Annotated in this window: 22 protein-coding genes; 11 read left to right on the top strand and 11 right to left on the bottom strand. The window is 62.9% G+C overall.

Annotated features, from left to right (window positions below; genetic code table 11):
* Positions 1–21: 21 nt before the first annotated feature.
* Positions 22–726 carry a DUF899 family protein gene (locus RB548_RS12040; RefSeq protein WP_331371545.1) on the bottom strand — a complete coding sequence of 235 codons (705 nt, stop codon included), beginning with the start codon at positions 724–726 and terminating at the stop codon, positions 22–24.
* A 195-nt stretch (positions 727–921) separates the two neighbouring features.
* Here RB548_RS12040 and RB548_RS12035 point away from each other — a divergent pair, with 195 nt between their 5' ends.
* From RB548_RS12035 to RB548_RS12020, 4 genes are all read left to right on the top strand, one after another.
* Positions 922–1,674, top strand: a complete 753-nt coding sequence (locus tag RB548_RS12035) for a pyridoxine 5'-phosphate synthase (RefSeq protein WP_331371544.1) — start codon at positions 922–924, stop codon at positions 1,672–1,674.
* Between the two features lie 438 nt (positions 1,675–2,112).
* Positions 2,113–4,050 carry an acyltransferase family protein gene (locus RB548_RS12030; protein ID WP_331371543.1) on the top strand — a complete coding sequence of 646 codons (1,938 nt, stop codon included), beginning with the start codon at positions 2,113–2,115 and terminating at the stop codon, positions 4,048–4,050.
* Between the two features lie 142 nt (positions 4,051–4,192).
* Positions 4,193–5,590, top strand: a complete 1,398-nt coding sequence (locus RB548_RS12025) for an aminotransferase-like domain-containing protein (protein WP_331371542.1) — start codon at positions 4,193–4,195, stop codon at positions 5,588–5,590.
* 358 nt (positions 5,591–5,948) lie between these two features.
* A complete protein-coding gene (locus RB548_RS12020; RefSeq protein WP_331371541.1) occupies positions 5,949–6,374 on the top strand; it encodes a DUF983 domain-containing protein in 426 nt (141 codons plus the stop codon).
* A 10-nt stretch (positions 6,375–6,384) separates the two neighbouring features.
* Here RB548_RS12020 and RB548_RS12015 read toward each other — a convergent pair whose 3' ends face one another.
* Both RB548_RS12015 and RB548_RS12010 read right to left on the bottom strand, forming a co-directional pair.
* Positions 6,385–7,023, bottom strand: a complete 639-nt coding sequence (locus RB548_RS12015; RefSeq protein WP_331371540.1) for an NrsF family protein — start codon at positions 7,021–7,023, stop codon at positions 6,385–6,387.
* A gap of 1 nt (position 7,024) precedes the next feature.
* Positions 7,025–7,558, bottom strand: coding sequence for a sigma-70 family RNA polymerase sigma factor (locus RB548_RS12010; RefSeq protein ID WP_331371539.1), 534 nt, complete (start codon positions 7,556–7,558; stop codon positions 7,025–7,027).
* A 255-nt stretch (positions 7,559–7,813) separates the two neighbouring features.
* On the opposite strand from RB548_RS12010, the gene RB548_RS12005 reads away from it, so the two are divergent.
* The 4 genes from RB548_RS12005 (at position 7,814) to RB548_RS11990 (ending at position 10,668) form a co-directional block, all read left to right on the top strand.
* Positions 7,814–8,137: a BufA1 family periplasmic bufferin-type metallophore gene (locus RB548_RS12005; RefSeq protein WP_331371538.1), complete on the top strand. Its 324-nt coding sequence runs from the start codon at positions 7,814–7,816 to the stop codon at positions 8,135–8,137.
* 92 nt (positions 8,138–8,229) lie between these two features.
* A complete protein-coding gene (gene bufB / locus RB548_RS12000) occupies positions 8,230–9,159 on the top strand; it encodes an MNIO family bufferin maturase (RefSeq protein WP_331371537.1) in 930 nt (309 codons plus the stop codon).
* Positions 9,146–9,937: a DNA-binding domain-containing protein gene (locus RB548_RS11995; protein ID WP_331371536.1), complete on the top strand. Its 792-nt coding sequence runs from the start codon at positions 9,146–9,148 to the stop codon at positions 9,935–9,937. Before bufB ends, RB548_RS11995 begins: the two co-directional genes overlap by 14 nt.
* 224 nt (positions 9,938–10,161) lie before the next feature.
* Positions 10,162–10,668: a DoxX family protein gene (locus RB548_RS11990; protein WP_408642372.1), complete on the top strand. Its 507-nt coding sequence runs from the start codon at positions 10,162–10,164 to the stop codon at positions 10,666–10,668.
* Positions 10,669–10,885: 217 nt separating this feature from the next.
* Here RB548_RS11990 and RB548_RS11985 read toward each other — a convergent pair whose 3' ends face one another.
* A complete protein-coding gene (locus RB548_RS11985; protein WP_331371535.1) occupies positions 10,886–11,497 on the bottom strand; it encodes a 2-hydroxychromene-2-carboxylate isomerase in 612 nt (203 codons plus the stop codon).
* 119 nt (positions 11,498–11,616) lie between these two features.
* On the bottom strand, positions 11,617–12,504 hold the full coding sequence (locus RB548_RS11980) for an SDR family oxidoreductase (protein WP_331371534.1): 888 nt from the start codon (positions 12,502–12,504) through the stop codon (positions 11,617–11,619).
* 166 nt (positions 12,505–12,670) lie between these two features.
* On the opposite strand from RB548_RS11980, the gene RB548_RS11975 reads away from it, so the two are divergent.
* Entirely contained in the window at positions 12,671–13,075 is a 405-nt protein-coding gene (locus RB548_RS11975; RefSeq protein WP_331371533.1) for a winged helix-turn-helix transcriptional regulator, read from the top strand.
* Between the two features lie 310 nt (positions 13,076–13,385).
* On the opposite strand, the gene RB548_RS11970 is transcribed toward RB548_RS11975, so the two are convergent.
* Positions 13,386–14,105: an aspartate/glutamate racemase family protein gene (locus tag RB548_RS11970; protein WP_331371532.1), complete on the bottom strand. Its 720-nt coding sequence runs from the start codon at positions 14,103–14,105 to the stop codon at positions 13,386–13,388.
* Between the two features lie 220 nt (positions 14,106–14,325).
* Here RB548_RS11970 and RB548_RS11965 point away from each other — a divergent pair, with 220 nt between their 5' ends.
* Together RB548_RS11965 and RB548_RS11960 are read left to right on the top strand one after the other, a co-directional pair.
* On the top strand, positions 14,326–14,790 hold the full coding sequence (locus tag RB548_RS11965; protein ID WP_180938312.1) for an Lrp/AsnC family transcriptional regulator: 465 nt from the start codon (positions 14,326–14,328) through the stop codon (positions 14,788–14,790).
* A gap of 205 nt (positions 14,791–14,995) precedes the next feature.
* Positions 14,996–16,264: an NAD(P)/FAD-dependent oxidoreductase gene (locus RB548_RS11960; protein WP_331371531.1), complete on the top strand. Its 1,269-nt coding sequence runs from the start codon at positions 14,996–14,998 to the stop codon at positions 16,262–16,264.
* A 24-nt stretch (positions 16,265–16,288) separates the two neighbouring features.
* Here the strand turns inward: RB548_RS11960 and RB548_RS11955 are convergent, their stop codons facing one another.
* The 5 genes from RB548_RS11955 to ccoO form a co-directional block, all read right to left on the bottom strand.
* Positions 16,289–17,062, bottom strand: coding sequence for a DUF2189 domain-containing protein (locus tag RB548_RS11955; RefSeq protein ID WP_331371530.1), 774 nt, complete (start codon positions 17,060–17,062; stop codon positions 16,289–16,291).
* Between the two features lie 104 nt (positions 17,063–17,166).
* A complete protein-coding gene (locus tag RB548_RS11950) occupies positions 17,167–17,397 on the bottom strand; it encodes a hypothetical protein (RefSeq protein WP_331371529.1) in 231 nt (76 codons plus the stop codon).
* Positions 17,394–18,296: a cytochrome-c oxidase, cbb3-type subunit III gene (gene ccoP, locus RB548_RS11945; RefSeq protein ID WP_331371528.1), complete on the bottom strand. Its 903-nt coding sequence runs from the start codon at positions 18,294–18,296 to the stop codon at positions 17,394–17,396. Before ccoP ends, RB548_RS11950 begins: the two co-directional genes overlap by 4 nt.
* A complete protein-coding gene (locus RB548_RS11940) occupies positions 18,284–18,460 on the bottom strand; it encodes a cbb3-type cytochrome c oxidase subunit 3 (protein WP_331371527.1) in 177 nt (58 codons plus the stop codon). Before RB548_RS11940 ends, ccoP begins: the two co-directional genes overlap by 13 nt.
* Positions 18,461–18,476: 16 nt before the next feature.
* Entirely contained in the window at positions 18,477–19,211 is a 735-nt protein-coding gene (ccoO, locus tag RB548_RS11935) for a cytochrome-c oxidase, cbb3-type subunit II (protein ID WP_331371526.1), read from the bottom strand.
* Position 19,212 lies beyond the last annotated feature (1 nt).

The following is a 19,212-nucleotide window of genomic DNA, read 5'->3' as shown; positions in this document are numbered from 1 at the left end:
CGGGGACGGGGCAGCGGTGCTTTATCCCCCGTTGCGGTAGTCGAGCTTCGGATACCAGTCCTTGCCGCGACCTTCGGGCGTGGTGTCGAGAAGGGTCCACAGAGGGTCGAGGTCCGGCGCGCCGCGCGGGTCCTGGCCGGGGTCGGCCATCTTGCCGTTCATTTCGCTGCTCCAGAAATGCCGAATGGTACCGTCGCGGCGGGTGAAGACCGTGTAGCCGGGGACGTCGGCATCCTCGGCGCTGACGTAGTCGCGGGTGAAGGCGCCGTCTCCGTCGGAATAGACCCTCAACTGCGTCCAGCCGCGTTCCTTCTTCGCAGCCACCAGCCGCTCGATCGGCGAGCGGGCAACCAGGGCAAGGGCCACGCGCCGCTCTATATCCAGCACCTTGCGCTCCCATGCTCCCATCAGCGAGGTGCACATGGGGCACGGCTTTTCGCGCTGTGGGCCGAACATGTAGCTGTAGATGACGAGCGTGTCCTTGCCGCCAAAAAGATCGGCGAGCGTGACAGGCCCGTTCTCGCCCTCGAAACGATAGTCCTTGGTCACTTCGCCGCCCTGCGGCAATTGGCGGCGCAGTTCAGCCACGCGCTCGATATGGCGCCTGAGCTCGATTTCTTCGGCGAGAAGCGCATTGCGTGCGCGTCGATAGTCGGCGCTTTCGTTGGGGAAGCTCGCGTGGTTCTTGGCCGCCAGCTCGTTTGCGGGGATGAGTGTGGTCGTCATGATCGCTCTCCTCTCGCTCTCTGCGATTTACCGTCATCCTGCTCATTAACGTTGATATCAACATATATTGGCCGTGTCAAAACGCCGACGAAACCTTGCAAAACGGCGATTCCGGTTTTGCAAAATCTGCGGTAGAACAGCGGCATAGTCACAATGAACACCTCGGCAACGCCTGGCCTCTCTGAAAGTTTCGACATGCCCGCAAAACTGTCCGTGAATCTGAATGCCGTCGCGATGCTGCGCAACCGGCGCGATCTTCCCTGGCCGTCCGTCACCGGCCTCGGCCGCATCGCGCTCCAGGCGGGGGCGAGCGGGTTGACCGTTCACCCGCGCCCGGACCAGCGCCATATCCGCTTCTCCGACCTCCAGCCGATCCGCGACCTGATCGACGACGAGTTTCCGCAGGCGGAATTCAACATGGAAGGCTTCCCGAACGAAGATTTCCTTCAGCTGGTCGAAAGGCACGAGCCGGAGCAGGTGACGCTGGTACCCGACGATCCGGCGCAGGCGACCTCCGATCACGGCTGGGATTTTCGCAAGAACCACAACCTGCTTGGGAACGTGGTCGGGCGATTGAAGAAAAGGGGCTTCCGTGTTTCGCTCTTCGCCGATGGCGATCCGGATCCGGAGGCATTGAAGATCGCCAAGGAGACCGGGGCGGACCGGATCGAGCTTTATACCGGCCCCTATGGCGGCTGTTACGATGACCCCGAGAAGGCGGAGCGGATCGCCGGGGAACTCGGCCGCACCGCGGAGATCGCGCTTGGCCTCGGCCTCGCCGTCAATGCCGGCCACGATCTGACCGTCGCCAACCTGCCATTGCTGGCTAAACACATCCCGGCGCTCGCCGAAGTTTCGATCGGCCATGGCCTGACGGCGGATGCGCTGGAATACGGCATGGCGGAGACGGTGCGCCGCTTCCGCCGCGCCTGCGGTGAGTCGGTCTAGCCCTTTACTCTTTGATTCTGTGCATGTCCCAAAACCGGCACGTCGTTGTCCCAAAACCGCTGCACACTTTCGGGCGTCATGTATGAGGGCCGAGCGGTAACAGGATTTTGAAGAGCGGTTAGTGCGCGTCCTTCGGGACGCCGAGCGGCTCCATATTCTCCGACCCGGAGCCCGCTCAGGGGAAATCACTGTAGGAATTCAGGGTGTTCCTACTCCCGCTGTGCGCCTGAATGGACACCGCGCGCAGCGGCCAGGGCGCGGGAGCGCTGATCGAAAAAGGCTCAACCGTATTTGAGGGTGCCCGTTTCACAAATGCGTCCAAAAGCCGGCGTATAGACAGCCCCCTGAATTTGATTACCCAATTCATTTAAGCCCGCTCTGTTTGGGGGCGTTATCGTGGAATACCGCAGGGATATTGACGGCGTGCGAGCCATCGCCGTGACGTCGGTTGTATTCTGCCATGCTGGAGTTCCTGGTTTTTCCGGTGGGTTGGTTGGCGTAGACGTATTCTTTGTCGTTTCGGGTTTCCTTATTGCCGGAATTCTCCATCGTGAGCTTGCAGCAGGGCGCTTCTCGCTGATCTCATTCTATGAGCGGCGAGCGCGTCGAATATTGCCGGCGCTTTTCTTCGCGATTGCTGCCTGCCTGGTTGCGGGGGCACTGCTGCTGCTGCCGGACATGTTTGTCGGGTTGGCGCGGTCCGCGCTGGCGGCGATGTTCTTCTCGTCCAACATCTGGTTCTGGCATGCCGATGCGGACTATTACGCCCCTGAAGCGGACCTGGAGCCGCTGCTTCACACCTGGTCCTTGGGCGTCGAGGAGCAGTTCTACATCGTCTTTCCCCTGGTCCTGTGGTGGTTTTTCCGGTTGCCGCGGCGGGCCATGATCCGGGCATTCGCCGGCTTGTGTCTCGCGTCGTTCCTGCTTTCCGTCTGGGCAAGCGGCGCTTACGCGCGGGCGAACTTCTACCTCGCACCCACCCGGGCCTGGGAGCTTGGTCTTGGCGTGCTCCTTGCCGTCGGCGCCTTTCCGCCCTGTCGCAGTGCAAGGCTTGCCCAGGCGGTGTCGCTGCTGGGGCTTGGCGCAATACTGGCAGCGGTCGCTTCCTTTGATAATACAACGCCGCTACCGGGACTCAGCGCGGTGTTACCCTCTTTCGGCGCCCTGGCGCTGCTGTGGTCGGGCGAGCAGAGGATAACGGCCGTCGGCCGGATGCTGTCCGCTTCGATACCGGTGGCGATCGGGCTGATCTCCTATTCGCTTTATCTCTGGCACTGGCCGATCATCGTTTATTTCAAACTGGTGGGCGGCACGGGGGAAATTACGCCGCAACAGATGCTGATCGCCATCACCTTGTCACTTGCCTGCGCCTACGCGAGTTGGCGTTTCATCGAAACGCCGTTCCGACGGCGGGCGCCGAGCGGATTTACGCGCTACTTCATTCTTGCCTCTTCTTCGGCCGCCATTGCAGCCGTAGCGCTCGTGGCGGCCACAGTGAATGTGTGGGAAGGGTTCCCGGGGCGTCTCTCGCGCGATGCGCAACTGGCCTATTCCGGCACCTACGACATCGACGGGCAACGCGATCGCTGTAGCGGCAAGACGCCGCAGGAGGGCCTGTGCCGCATCGGGGCGGAGGCCGAGGCCGGTCGCGCAAGCGGCAAGAACAGCATTCTGCTCTGGGGGGATTCCCATGCCGGAGCAATCATGTCCGGCCTCGACGTTTTGCTCGAGAAGAACAACGAACAGGGCGCGGTTGCGTTCAAGGGCGGGTGCCCGCCACTTCTTGGCGTGGAACGGCTGGGCAAAGGGCCGGACCACGATTGCTCCGACTTCAACGCCGCGGTCATGTCGATGCTCCGGAAGGTCCGCGACGCGCCCGTGGTCGTCCTCAGTGCGCGCTGGTCGCGAGTGGTCAACAGCGACCCCGCCGGTGAAGGGGCGCCGGGGCAGCTTGTCCGTAAAGGCGGCGGAGTAAACGGCCTCCCGCAGGACTATATCTTCGAGAGCGCGTTGCTTAAGACTGTGCGAGCGATCCGCAGCACGGGCCGTAGGGTCATCATTGTTGATGATATCCCGGATATCGGCTGGTCCGTTCCTCGCGTTCTCGGACTCAACCACTTTATCGATGCCGCCTTACCGCCTGTGCCGACCCGGGCCGTGGTCGAGGCACGTAACGCGCGTGTCAACCGGGTGCTTGAAATCGCGGACAAGGATGCTGGCGTGCAGCGAGTCAGTGCCGTTCCGTGGCTGTGCAGGCCCGCTTGCATGGTCGCGAAGGACGGTATTCCGCTCTACTCCGACGAACACCACCTTAGTGTTTTCGGTGCGACGACTGTCGTACCGGTGATGATGAAGGATGTCATGGGCCACCGTTGATGGCCCCCACTAGACGTCGCCGCAGTAGGATGGCGCCGCCGAATGGCTGGCGTCCCGCTCCGTTCGAAGCTTGGCCGCCGCACTTGCGCTGGATACCAGATCCATGCAATATCCATACATTGTGCAAAACGGGATGTTGTCGATGGACAAGGATCACGCGGGCTTTTCCTGGGTGCCGGCGCTGAGTCGGGAAGCCGGGCCGCTTTATCTGGCGATCGCGGATGCGTTGGCGGCGGATATCGCGACCGGCGGGCTCAAGGAGGGAACGCGCCTGCCGCCGCAGCGGGCGCTTGCGGGCGCGCTCGGCATCGATTTCACCACCGTCAGCCGTGCCTATAACGAGGCGCGGGCACGGGGGCTGATCGAGGGCCGCGTCGGGCAGGGCACCTATGTCAAGGCGCGACGAAAGAATGGCGGCCGATCATCCGGCGGCGGGCTCGTCGACATGAGCATGAACCTGCCGCCGCTCTTCGACGATCCGGAACTTATCGCCCGGATGTGGGGTGGTATCGACGCCCTTGAGAACGAGCGGGGATTGGACCTCCTGATGCGCTACCAGGCGGTCGGTGGCGCGCTGCCGGACAAAACGGCGGGGGCGGCCTGGCTGCGGCCGAGGCTCGGCGAGGTGGCGGCGGAGCGCCTGCTCGTCTGCCCCGGTGCGCAAGGGGCGCTGCTTGCCACGGTCAGCATGCTTGCCGCGCGCGGCGACGTGATCTGCGCCGAGGCGCTGACCTATCCGGGACTGCGGTCGCTCGCGGCCCATCTCGGCATAGGCCTTGCTGCCGTTGCGGTGGACGAACAGGGGTTGTTGCCCGAGGCATTCGAGGCCGCCTGCGTCAAGCATCGGCCGAAGGCGCTTTACTGCAACCCGACGCTTCATAATCCGACGACGGCGACGCTGTCGCTCAAGCGCAGGGAGGCGGTCGTCGCAATCGCCCGCAGGCATGGTGTTGCGATCATCGAGGACGATGCCTATGGCGCATTGCCGACAAGCCCGGTACCGCCGCTTGCCGCGCTGGCTCCCGACCTTGTCTATTACGTGGCTGGGGTTGCCAAGTGCCTTTCGCCGGCGCTCCGCATCGCCTATCTCGTCGTTCCGGATGTCGTGAGTTCCGTTCGCCTCGAGGGCGCGATCCGCGCGACCGCCGGCATGGCCTCGCCGCTTTCGGCGGCGATCGCCACGCGTTGGATCGAGGATGGAACGGCGGGTGCTGTGCTTGCCGCCATTCGTGCCGAGGCTGGACGGCGCCAACGGATCGCGGCCGGGATCCTGCCGGCCGATCGCGTCCTTACCAATCCTGAGGCTTTTCATCTTTGGCTTACGCTGCCTCCCGGGTGGACACGCGGTGAGTTCACTGCCCGTCTGCGTACGGCCGGGATCAGTATCGTCACGAGCGACGCGTTTGCGCTTGCCAATCCGCCGGAGGCGGTGCGGCTGGGACTCGGCGCGGCGGAAACGCGCGTGGAGCTTGAGCGCAGCCTCGCCATCATCGCCGATCTGCTCGTACAATCGCCGGCTGCGATAAACTTCGTCGTCTAGCGCATCGGCCCGAAAATCGGAATCGATTTTCGGAAAGCATGATGGGTAGAATCAAAGACTTACAGCGTCCTTTGTGCGTCCTGAAGGACGCACGGCGCTGTAAAGCATCCTGCTTTCAAGTGGAGCGTCCTTTGCGCGTTCATTTGAACGCGCGGTGCGGTGCTGCCGGCGCAATTGTCGCAGGCATTATGCATACAATAATTTGACAATGTATGCTTTGTATGGCTTTCTCCTCCAGAAGCCGGCGCGGCGAGGATTGCCCGCAGGCGATCCGGCATGTCGGCGCCGAACGAGCGCGTCTCGCATTTGAGTTGCGCAGCTGCGCTCGCCGCCGACGAAACCCTGGAAAGGAAAGACAATGTCTTCACACGAAGATTGGCCGGCCCTTCCGCCGTTGCAGACGGGCCTGCGTGGCCGCTGCCCGCGTTGCGGCCAAGGGCATCTGTTCGAAGGCTTCCTGAAGCTCCGCCGGGAATGCGAGGTTTGCGGGCTAGATTACTCCTTCGCCGATCCGGCCGACGGTCCCGCGTTTTTCGTTATCTGCTTCGCCTGTGTGCCAAGCGTCTTCCTCGGCGTCTGGCTGGAGGTGCAGTATGCTGCGCCGCTGTGGGTGCATCTGCTGACGACTGGGCCCTTCATGCTGCTCACCTGCATTCCGCCGCTTAGGCCGCTGAAGGGCTGGCTGGTCGCAAGCCAGTTCTTCTACAAGGCGGGAGAGGGCAAGGTCGTGCGCAAGGCCCTGCCGCAGGCGCCGGAAGGGCCGAAGGCGAGCGTGACCTCTTGATAGCGACGCGTCACCAGCGGGCGACGTAGCGGCCGCTCAGTGCACCGACGAATGCCAGTATCGCGATAGCGATCGTGTACCAGGTGGCGACGAACAGAGGTGAATCGTCCGTGCAATGGGAGGCATAGAAGGTCGCGGCGATGCCGCCCGCTGCAAGCCCTGCGATCGCGCCGGCGAGGGTCGGATGGGACGGGGCGCCGTGGCGCAGCGCGAGCAGAAGCAGCGCGAGCGGGCCAATCCCGATCAGCGGAATGAAGGTCAGGCAAACCAGGCTGTTCGTTCCGACAAGTCTACTCGACCACGTGTCGGCTGGTGCGACGATGAGTTCGAGCGCGACCCCTGCCAGGATGAGCGCCGGAGCGATGCCGATATAGGGCAGCAATCCGCGCGTGTCGATCTCCGGACGCGACAGCATTCGCAGCACGAAGAAGGCGCTTGCGGCAAGGGCAATCGTCACGACGAACTTGAAGAGAAAACGGACCGTCTGCGCAGCGATGGCGATATCCGGTCGGGCGCCAAGCAGGACGGAGAAGACCGTTGCGGCGATGATGACGGCAACGACGACCGCGCCCCGCCAGGCGGTGTTCATCGGCACGCCGGTTCGCCGGCTGTCCGCAGCAAGGGCCTTGATGAGTTCGTGTGTCTCCATTTCAATCTCGTCCAAATCGCCGGGCAATGGCAGCGAGGCCGCGATGAAGCGCGACGCGAACTGCGGTTTCGTTCATGTCGAGGCTCCTGGCCGCCTCCGCTATCGTGCGCCCCTCGACCGATATTGCCGTCACCACCAAGCGCTGGCCGGGGGTGAGCGTTTCGAGCGCACGGCCGATTTCCCAATCCCTGACCGTTTCCGTTTCCTCGGCAGCAAGCCGGTCTTCCACCTCGCTGATCCCGACGCGGGGATGGCGACCCTGCCGTCGCAAGGCATCGACCAGCTTGTGCTTCGCAATCGCGTAGAGCCATGGAGCCACCGGGCCGTCGCTGCGCCACGTGTGGCGCTTCACATGGATGGCCAGCAGCGTTTCCTGAACGATGTCTTCCGGATCTGGACCGCCGAACGCCCTGCGGCGCGCCCACGCGCGAACGAGGCGGGCGGCCTCGTGCAGGAAGTCGCAATACGCCCGCTCGTCGCCATCGAGCGCCGCATGGAAAAGCTGGGCGAGGTCCCTGTCATCCACGCCATCCACGTGCCACTCCTCCCAATTCGCTCGTCCTCGCCGCTTGTTACATCTCGGCTATCAATCTTTCGCTAAAATGGGACGACCAAGAGTGTAAAGCAGTATTCCGCCCGCATCCTCTTCCTCGCCGCATCGTGATCCGGCAGCGACTGCGGGCTCACGAAAGCGTGTATACGCCGAATGTAACATATCTCCCGTTGGCGGCGAACGAGCCTCTGTGTGCCAGAGGCGGCACATGAGGAAAACCAACACGGAGACGAAATCATGTCTACGAAATCCACAATCAGTGCGGCCATGCTGGCGAGTGCGGTCGCCGCCGCGGTGTCGTCGTTCGCGATCGCCGCGCCGCTTTCGGAGGCCGAGGTCAAGGCCGCAATGGATGCCGGCAAGGAGAAGTGCTTCGGCGTCGCGCTGAAGGGCCAGAACGATTGCGCGGCCGGCCCGGGCACGACCTGCCAGGCAACCTCGACCGTCGACTATCAGGGCAATGCCTGGAAATTCGTCGACGGCGGCACCTGCACGACGATGGAACTGCCGGAGGGCCGCAAGGGCTCGCCGGAAGCGCTGTCGCGCGATCTTCCCTCGTAAGTCAGCTTTGAAACTACGCAATTCCGGACGGAAAACCGTTCCACACTTTTCCCGGAATTGCTCTGGACAAGCGCCGGAAAACGGAGGCGACGATGGCCAAATTGGTAGTTCACGCGGATCGTGGCGCGTCGGAAGGCTCTCGTTTTCCGGCGCATCGGATCGACGGGCTGGCAGGCACCAGTTTCAAGCACCAGCATCTCACATCCATTCTCGAGGATCAGGCGGCCGGGCGCGGCTTCTTTGAGGTTCACGCCGAAAACTACATGGGCGAGGGCGGGCCGCCGCACGCGGCGCTCAGCCGAATACGCCAGGACTACCCGGTGTCGCTCCACGGGGTCTGCATGTCGATCGGCGGGCCTCAGCCGCTCGACAAGGCCCATCTAGGCCGTTTTGCGCGACTGATCGAGCGATACGAGCCGGCGCTTGTCTCTGAGCATCTGGCCTGGTCGACGCATGACACGACCTATTACAACGACCTTCTGCCGCTACCCTATACCGGAGCCACGCTCCAGCGCGTGGCCGAACATATCGATGAAGTGCAGGAGGCGATCCAGCGGCCGATACTGCTCGAGAACCCCTCGACCTACCTTCTCTTCAAAGAATCGACGATGAGCGAAACGGCGTTTATCCGCGAGCTGGTCAGGCGCACCGGTTGCGGCTTGCTGCTCGACGTCAACAATGTCTTCGTCTCATCGACCAATCATGGGTTTTCCGCCCTCGACTATCTCGCGGACTATCCGCTCGAGCAGGTCGGCGAGATCCATCTGGCCGGTCACGCCGACCTGCGGGATGACGAGGGCGAACTCCTCCTGATCGACAGCCACGACGGGCCGGTCGCCGATGCGGTTTGGACGCTCTTCGACATCGTCATCGGCCGGTGCGGTCCGCTTCCGACGCTCATTGAATGGGACAGCGCCATTCCCGATTGGCCGGTGCTGAAGGCCGAGGCGAGCGCGGCACAAGCGATTCTCGATCGGCACGCCGGCGCATACCTGCAGGGGAAGAGCCATGCGCGTTGCTGAGAGCATTTCCGACGATTTTGCCGACGGGCTGGATTACCCAACAGGCTTCGTGCCGCCGCTGCTCGATCCCGGCCGCGCCACGCCCGCTCTTGTTGCCGGACCGAAGGGCAAGGCCGCCGACAAGCGCTTCAACGTCTATCGCAACAACGTGACCGTCAGCCTGATCGAAGCGCTTTCCGCAGCATTTCCCGCGACGATGCGCATTACCGGCGAAACCTTCTTTCGCGCCATGGCTCGGTTCCACGTGCGGGCGACGCCGCCGACGTCGCCGCTTCTCTTCGAGTACGGGCGGGACTTTCCCGCCTTCATCGAGCGTTACGAGTATGCCCAGTCGATGCCGTGGCTCGCCGATGTCGCCCGTATCGAGCGGGCCTGGCTCGACGCCTATCACGCGGCGGATGCGCCAGTCATGCCACCGCATGCGCTGGGCCTGGTGGCGCCGGCCGAGCTCGCTGACGTCGTCTTGGAGCCGCATCCGGCGACCCGCATCGTTCGCTCCGCCTATCCGGCCGTGACCATCTTTTCGGCAAATCGGGGGGAGGGGCCGGTGGGCCGCATAGGAGCCACGGCGCCGGAAAGCGCGCTGATCACACGGCCCATGCTCGAAGTCGAGGTGCGCCGTCTTCCGCCGGGCGCCGATATCTTCCTCGGCAGCCTCCTGGCAGGTGAGCCATTTGGAGGCGCTGCCGCGGCGGGAAACGCGCGCTGTCCGGAATTCGATCTCGCAACTGCCATTGCCGTGATGCTTGAGGCCGGTGCCTTTGCCGCTATCCGCTAGAGCGCCGTGCGTTCAAGTGAACGCACAAAGGACGCTCTAGCACTTTGATTCTAGAGCATCTTATCCGCTTTCAGTGATTCCACTTGAAAGCGGGATGCTCTAGAGCGGGATGAGGAAAGTACGGTTTTCCGCCCGTATCCCGCTTTAACTCATTAGAATCGATCACGTTTATGATTTTGGGTCGATTCGACCCAAAATCATCGTGATCCAGGGAGGATGAGAAGGTGACTCTCGTACCAAAGTTCTTCGACAAACAGCAAAATTGGGGCGGGACTGGCTGGCTTGGCCGGATCGATGGCCTGATTGCCGCGGTCGCGCCGGCATCTCTCGCCCAGCTTGCCTTGCGGCTGGGGCTTGCCGTGCCCTTCTGGCGCTCGGGCATGAGCAAATGGGACGGCTTCCTACAGCTCAACGATGTCGCTGTGCTGCTTTTCACGTCGGAGTTCCAGTTGCATCTGCCGGGTGGACCCTATGCCTTCCCGGCGCCGGCGGTGACGGCCTTCGTGGTCGCCTGCGCGGAGGTCCTGCTGCCGACGCTCGTTGTCCTGGGACTGGCGACGCGCCTCGTCGCGCTCGGACTTCTTGCAATGACAATCGTTATACAGCTCACCGTTCCGGACGGATGGCCGATTCATCTGACCTGGGCGGCGATGGCGCTCGGCGTCACTACGTGGGGTGCGGGCAGGTTGTCGGTGGATTGGTGGCTCGCGTCGGCGAGAGGAAAAGTATAAGCGGTTCGCCCCTCATCCGCCTACCGGCACCTTCTCCCCGCAGGTGGGGAGAAGGGATTCGATGCGGCCGCTCAAACCCTTTTCACCCGCTTGCGGGGGAGATGGGCGGGAGGGCGGGGAAGATGGGCGGGAGGGCGCGGCATACGCCGTTCTCCCCGTCAAGAACGGGGAGAACGTGCCGGCAGGCGGGGCAAGCAACTCAACTGTCGTCACTGCTTCACCCCGGATTTCCCAGATCCAGATTGTGCTGCCATTCGACTGCGTCCTCCAGGCGATCGTGGCCCCAAAACAGTTCGCCGTCTGAGACGAAGGAGGGCGAACCGAAGATGCCTATTTCTTTTGCCTCGCTGGTAGCGGCGTCAAGCGCGTCGGCCACGGCACGGGAGCTTGCCTGCTTCAGCACGCGGGCGGGGTCCTGTCCCGCTTCCCTGATGCTTGTCGAGAGGTTCGGCTCGCTGCCGGCAGGATCGCGGTCGACGAACCAGCGGCGGTAGGTGGCGATCGCATAGGCCGGGCACCAGCCTTCATCGGCGGCGAGCACCGCAACGCGGTTGGCCTGTTCCAACTCGGTTAGCGGGTAGGGAATAGGCAGCCTCAGAGGCAGACCGAACCTCGCGGCGCGCCGCTCGATATCGCGCCACATGTAGGCGGCCTTGAGCGGTCTGTCGGCAAAGGGAACATCGTGTGCGTCAAGCTGGATCGCGCGGGCGTCGAAGGGCCTCCAGCGAACTTCGACGTCCGCCCGTTCGGCGACTTCTGTCAGCCGCATGACGGCCAGAAAGGTGTAAGGGCTTCCTATCGAGAACCAGAAGTCGATCGGCGCCGTCATAGCTTTTCCTCCCGTATTTGACGCGAGAGAAGTAGATAGAGCCCGGACGCCGCGCGCCAATGCGATCTTCGACAAAAAGCCCCGGACGGTAGTGACCGGGGCTTTGATGTGCCGGCGAACTATTGAACGAGCGTTGCCTTGCTCGCTTCGAGGAATGCGGGAAGGCTGATGGGCGTCTTGCCGGTCAGCGCGGGCATATCGCTGGTCACCATCCCGATGTGGCCTTCGCGGGTGTTGCTGTCGAACGAGACGACGATCGGGATCAGGAAGTCGGGCAGGCCCGCACCCTTGAGGCCGCCGGCGAGCGCTTCATCGGAAATGTGGACGACGTCGAGTTTCTTGCCCGTGGTGCTGGCGACGAGGGCTGCGATCTCGTCGGTCGAGCGCAGTTCGGCGCCGGTCAGCGTATAGGTGCGGCTTTCCGTGGAGCCGGAAAGGAGTGCCGCTGCCGCGGCTTCGGCGGCGTCGCTGCGGGCGATGTGGGCGAGACGGCCGGCACCGGCGGAGGAGAACCACTGCCCGGTTTCAAGCGCGTGCGGCAGGGCCATGAAGAGGTTTTCCATATACCAGCCGTTCCTGAGGATCGTGTAGGGAATGCCGGTCGCCTTGATGGCGTTTTCGGTGCCGAGATGATCGGGCGCGAAGGGAATGACCGAGGTTTCCGGGTTCGGCATCGAGGTGTAGAGGATATGCCTGACGCCGGCCTTCCTGGCTGCGGCCACGGCATTCAGGTGCTGCTGCAGCCGCTTTCCCGGCTGACCCAGCGCGTCGGTCGAAATGATGAGGATGCGGTCGGCGCCGGCGAATGCTTTTTCCAGCGAGGCCGGGTCGTCGAAGTCGGCGGCGCGCGTCTGCACGCCCTTGGCGGCGTAGGCGGCGAGCTTGGTGCTGTCGCGGCTGGCCGCTATGATACCGGCCGGCTTCACCTTGCCGGAAGCAAGCAGCGCGTCGAGCACGAGCTTACCGAGCTGACCTGCGGCGCCGGTCACGAGCAACGTTTCGGACATGATCTTTCCTTTCGTTTCGCCTTCCAGCCCCGCTTGCCGTCTCTCCTGGAGCGTTGGCATGATTTCGAGTGCTGGTCTCTTTTTGAGATTTTCTCTTATCCCGTAATCTGCTAAGAGCTGTAAAGGAGGCAGTTTTTTCTGCGGTGGTTACGGAAAGGGTACCGCCATGAACAAGACGACGGGCGCAGTGAAGGGGAAGCGGGTGGTGATGGTGTGCGGCGTGCCGATGGATATGGCCAATTGTCCGGTGCGCGATGTGATGGACAATATCGGCGGCAAATGGAACTCGCTGATGATCCTGTCGCTCGCCGACGGCCCCTTGCGCTTCTCGCAGCTGCGGCGCCTGATCCCGGACATTTCGCAGCGCATGCTGACGCAGACGTTGCGCGACCTGCAGCGTGACGGCTACTTGAGCCGCACGGTCTATCCGACGCAGCCGCCGAGCGTGGAATACAGACTCACCGATCTCGGCCGGTCGTTTCTCGTGCCGCTCAAACTATTCGTCGACTGGTCGCTCCAAAACCACGACGCGATCCGCAAGGCGCGGGCGGAGTATGACCAGGTGGCGTGAGCGGATTATCGCCACATGCCTGAGGCATTGTCCCGCCCATGGCTGTGGGCATTGCAATCGGCATCGGCGTTGGGGCGGTTATGGGATCGGCGCTCGGTAACCTTCCGGCCGGTGTCACTATCGGCATCGCTCTCGGTGCTGCAGCGGGGTTTATGTATCAGCGCCGATAAGGCGCCGCCCTGCAATCGTTGACGTATTAGCCGGCTAAATGCAGCCAGCGGGCTCGTCTGTGCTTGCTGGAGGGCGCGGTATTCGCGCCTCGGGGCGGCGTTGGCGGCCGCGCCCCTGAGGCAGAGCCTGTGTTGCAGCCCTACGCGGCGCAGCTCACGGCCTCACCGCCAAGCGCGAATTCGACAGCGGCTTCGGCATGGATGGCGGTGGAATCGAAGCCGGGTAGCGCCAAATTGGCGGGGTCGAGGATCAGGCAGATCTCGGTGCAGCCGAGAATGACCGCGTCGGCGCCTTCGGCCTTGGCCTTCTCGATGAGGGCGACCAGCGCCTTGCGTGAAGGCTCCAGCACCTTGCCGGCGCAAAGCTCGTCGAAGATGACGTTGTGGGTCAAGGTGCGGCCATCGGCATCCGGGACCATCACTTCGATCCCGTGCCTTTTCATGCGCTCGGCATAGAAGCCGTGCTCCATCGTGTAGCGCGTGGCAAGCAGCAGCGGTTTACGGCTGCCGGCCGCCTTCAATCGCGCCGCGGACTCGTCGATGATGTTGATCAGCGGCACGTCGACCGATGCCTGCACCTGATCGGCAATCAGATGCATCGTGTTGGTGCAGATCAGCACGCATTGCGCGCCGGCGGCCTTCAGCCCGCGTGCGACGTCGGAGAGGCGCTGAGCGGCGTCGTCCCAACGGCCGGCCTTCTGCAGGTCGACGATCGTCTGAAAGTCCACGGAATGAAGCAGCACTTCGGCCGAATGCAGCGCGCCCAGGCGTTCGCGCACGGCCTCGTTGACCATGCGATAGTAAACCGCCGAACTCTCGAAGCTCATGCCGCCGATAAGGCCGATCTTGCGCATTTCCATGGTCCCCTCGTTCTTGGACAGGTATCAACAGCGGGACGAAGAAGATGCCGTCTTGCCACCTTCTGATCCCGTTCCATTGTTAAAAGTATGGCGCGGCTTTGACCGGATGTGTTTGCTTTAAGGGAGAGATCTGGGGAAATCTGCGCGCAATATTTGTGTCACGGTCGCATTTTCCGCAAATTATGGGCGTCAACTTGGTCGGCAGCGAGGAGTCACTGGCGTGTTGGATGAGAGAGACCGGAAGCTGCTGGCGCTCCTGCAGGAGGATGGCAGTGTGGCCATGAGCGACCTGGCGGAGCGCGTGAACCTGTCGCTTTCCGCCTGTTCGAGGCGCATTCAGCGACTGGAGGAGGCGGGCTATATCGCGCGGCGCATCGCTGTGCTCGACCGGGAAAAGATGGGTGTACCGACCACGGTGTTTGCGCTGATCAAGACGGCGCATCATTCCGACGAATGGATCGAAAAATTCCGGCGCGCGATCAGCGATATTCCCGAGATCGTCGAGGCGCACCGGCTGACCGGCAACTACGACTATATCGTCAAGGTGGTGCTGCCGCGCGTGGAGCATTACGACGTCGTCTACAAGCAGATCGTTCGAAAGGTGGAACTGTTTGACGTTTCCGCCTCAATTTCCATGGAAGTCTTGAAAAGCGGCACGGCCGTGCCTGTCGGTTATGCCGAATAGGGTCTACAGCGCCGCGCGTCTTATCAGACGCGCAAAGGACGCTGTAGCACTTTGAATTGCTGCATGTTTTTATCCTTAAATCGGCTACGATTTAAAGAAACATGCAGTAGGCCGGGGCACGCGATGTTGCAGGGGAGCCATGTCGAACAAGCGGTTGTGTGCGGTCTCCCGAAGGCGGACAGTCTTGGAAACAAGGCGGAATGCGATGCAGGAAAAACATCATGTCGTTGTCGTCGGCGGAGGCTTTGGCGGGCTGCAACTCGTCAACGATCTTCGCGGCGCGCCCGTTCGGATAACGCTGGTCGACAGCCGCAACCACCATCTCTTCCAGCCGCTGCTCTACCAGGTGGCAACGACGCTGCTGGCAACTTCGGAGATCGCGTGGCCGATCCGCAACCTTTATCGTGACCGGCCGGAGGTGACCACGCTGCTCGGCGAGGTCGTCGGCGTTGATCCGGCCAACAAGAGCGTGGTCCTCGCCAGCGGCAAGCCGGTCTCCTACGACACGCTGGTGCTCGCGACCGGTGCAACGCATGCCTATTTCGGCCATGACGAATGGGCACCGGTGGCGCCCGGATTGAAGACGCTCGAGGACGCGACGACCATTCGCCGGCGCGTGCTTCTCGCGTTCGAGCGGGCGGAGCTCGAGGAGGATCCGGCGAAACGCGATGCATTGCTCACCTTCACCGTAATCGGCGCTGGCCCGACCGGGGTGGAACTTGCCGGTATCATCGCCGAAATGGCGCATCGGACGCTGCCGGGCGAGTTCCGCCGCATCGATACGCGACAGGCACGGGTGGTGCTCGTCGAGGCAGGGCCGCGCATCCTTCCCGCCTTCACCGAGGAGCTGTCGGCCTATGCCGCCCGGGAACTCGCAAAACTCGGTGTGGAAGTGCGCACCGGGGCTGCCGTCACCGACTGCACCGACGCCGGCGTGATGATCGGCGACGTCTTCGTGCCGAGCCGCACGCTGGTTTGGGCCGCTGGTGTGCAGGCCTCGCCCGCCGCTCGTTGGCTCGGGATCGAGGCGGATCGCGCCGGCCGCGCCATCGTTGAAAAGGATCTGAGCGCTCCCGGGCGGCCCGATGTTTTCGTCATCGGCGACACGGCCTCGGTCATGCAGGAGGAGGGCAAGCCGGTGCCGGGCATCGCGCCCGCCGCCAAGCAGCAGGGCGCCTACGTTGCCCGGGTGATCCGCGCCCGGCTCGAGGGCAAGCCGGCGCCCGGACTGTTCCGCTATCGTCATCAGGGGAGCCTCGCCACGATCGGCAAGCGTGCCGCGATCATCGACTTTGGCAGGATCAAGCTCAAGGGCGCGCTCGCCTGGTGGATCTGGGGCATCGCCCACATCTATTTCCTGATCGGCACGCGCAGCCGCTTCGCCGTCGCCTGGAGCTGGCTATGGATCTACTTGAGCGGCCAGCACAGCGCCCGGCTGATTACACAAAAGGAGACGCTGCGCAACGACGGGTAACGGCTTGGCAAGGCGAAGTCGCGCTTATTTCATGTCCTGATAAACGTACCAGGTCGCATGCCCGATGACGGGAAAGAGCACGATCATCGCCACTCCTACCGTCAGAACCGAGAGGAGGAAGGCGCAAAGCACGACGAACCCCCAGGCGATCATCACGGGCAAGTTGTTCCAGGCGGTCGCAATGCTGGTTCCCATCGCCGTGAAGGCGTCGAGCCGTTGGTCGAGCAGCATAGGAATCGAGATGACCGCGATCGCGAAGGAGAAGGCGGCGAAGAGACCGCCGATCACACAGCCGGTCAACAGCATCGCCCATCCGGTCGGCGTTCCGAAGAGCATCGGCGCAATATCGTCAAGGCCGGGAAACGGCCGCACGCCGAAGAAAAGCGCATAAACGATGACCGCGGCGCGCATCCATGTCGCCATCAACAGCATCAGGAGCACGCCGATGAAAAGCACCTGGGCCCCTGAGGCAGGGCGCACGAAGAGCATTTTTACGAGCGTTGCCTTTTCGCCGGCGTCGGTGAGACGCGCCTTTTCATAAAGCCCAATCGCGAGAAACGGCGCGACCACCATGAAGCCGGCGAGCGCCGGAAACAGGATGTAGTCGTAGCCGAAAGTGAACAGCGTCCAGATGACCACGACCGAGACGAGAAAGACGCCGACGCCGTAGATCAGGCTCGGCACCGGATCGACGATCAACGTCTGCCATCCCTTGCGCAACCACTGGAACACGGTGGCGGGGGGCAGATGGCGCGCCCGCGGCGATGCATAGGGTTCGACAATGTCGTTCGGTCCCATCCCGCTTCCTCCTGCGGCGCCGCGCGTCGTTCCGCGCAAAGTTCACCGCAACCTCTTGAATTGCTGCATAATTTTAGCCTCAAACCGATGCCGGTCCAAGGAGTTCAGCAGGCGGATCGTGCCGCCCGGTACATGCCGTCAACGCCAGAGCGTTCCTTCATATGTTCGACGCAGCCCGGGTCGGAACGGACCGCGACATAGATGAAATGGAGATTGGCGCCGGCGAAGATCGCCAGCACCGCGAAGAGCAGCGGCAGCACCCACCAGGGGCGGCGTGGCTTCGTGCCGCCTTCGTCCGCTTGCCGGCACAGTCGATCAAGCGCCGTGTCACTCACTGGCTCTGCTCTCCCGTAAACTGCTTCTCACCTCCCATGGTCGCGACGTAGAGTGCAAGGATCTTTATCTCTTCCGGCGCCAGACGTGCCCCCCAGTTCGGCATGTGCCCCATCCGTCCGCCATATATGGTGGTGACGATCTGGTTGGCGCTGCCGCCATAGAGCCAGTGGCTGTCCGTCAGGTTAGGGGCTCCGACGTCCGCCTTGCCTTTTGCGTCCTCGCCGTGACAACTCACGCAGTTGGCCGCAAACACCTCCTTGCCCTTTCCGATCCGATCGGCAGTCTCTGGCGTCGAAAGAGACGGATCGCTGAGCGAACGCACATAGAACGCCACATCCAAAATTTGCGTCCTGTCGAGAACGCCGTCGCGGCCGAGGGCGGGCATTTGCGAAGTGCGGGTGTCCTCGGCCGTCGAATTGACCCCGACGCGAAGCGTCTGCGCGATCGCGTCCGGATCGCCGCCCCAGATCCAGTCGCCGTCCGTGAGATCCGGAAAGCCGGGCCCGCCCTTTCCGCTCGCGCCGTGGCAGACCGCGCAATTGTCGCCGAACAGGCGGTGTCCGGTCTCCTTGACCTTCGCCATCAAGGTTCCATCCGCCTGGATCTGGCTCCAGTCCTTGCCCGCGAGATCGCTGAGCCAGATCGACCGAGCCGCGTTCGCCGCTTCGATGCTTTCCTCCACTTCTGTCTTCTGGTCGATTCCGAGAACGCCCCTGGTATAGGTCGTGGCGAGCGGCCATGCCGGCATCAGGACCCACCAGACCAGCGAGAACAGGAACGTCACGACGAGAAAGAAGATCACCACCTTGGGGATCGGTGTGTCGAGTTCCGCGATGCCGTTCCAGTCGTGGCCCGTGGTCAGCCGGCCCGTCACCGGATCCCGTTCTATGGCTGCCATGGCTTGTCGTCCTTGTCATCCAAGATGCTCTTCTTGGCGTCGTCGAATTTCTTCCGGTTCTTCGGCCAGAACACGTAGACGAGCACGACGATGGCGAAGGCAATCAGATAGAAAAGCCCCCAGCTCTTGGCGAATGCCACCAGTGTGTTGTGGTCGACTTCCATCGCTAGCCTCCCATCTCTAGCCACCTTGTCCGGCGGGGCCCTCGGTTTCGGCCGCCTTCGTCAATTTGCCGAGAACCTGCAGATAAGCGACGACCGCATCCATTTCGGTGACCCGGTCCGGAACACCGTCAAACGCAGAAACCGTCGTGTCATTGCCATAGCGTTCGGTGACGCCCGACGATTGCGAGGCATCCGGCGATGCCTGGCCGAACGCATCGGCAGAGGCGTTGGCAATCATGTCGTCGGTATAGGGAACACCAACCTTGCGGAGCGCCGCGAGGTGGTCGCCGAGATCGGATATCTTGAGCGGGTTGCGCGCGAGCCACGGGTAGGCAGGCATGACGGAGCCCGCGACCACGTCGCGCGGATTGATCAGGTGGGCGACATGCCAGAAATCGGAATATTTGCCGCCGACGCGCGCAAGATCCGGACCTGTTCGCTTCGAGCCCCAGAGCATCGGGTGATCGTATTTAGACTCGACGGCGAGCGAATAGGGACCGTAGCGCTCCACCTCGTCGCGCAACGTGCGGATCATCTGCGAATGGCAGGCATAACAGCCTTCGCGAATGTAGATGTTGCGTCCGGCGAGTTCGAGCGGGGTATAGACCCGCATGTTGGGATCACTCTCGACCGTTTCGTCGATCGTGTAGAGCGGGGCGATCTCGACAAGGCCGCCGATGCTCGACACCACGATGATGGCGAGCACGAAGCCGATGGCGTTTCGCTCGAGCTTTCTGTGAGCCTCGGGCATG

The organism is Sinorhizobium chiapasense, from assembly GCF_036488675.1.
Lineage (GTDB): Bacteria > Pseudomonadota > Alphaproteobacteria > Rhizobiales > Rhizobiaceae > Sinorhizobium > Sinorhizobium chiapasense.
Note: the sequence above shows the minus strand (reverse complement) of the source record. Positions and strands in the feature narration are given on the sequence as shown.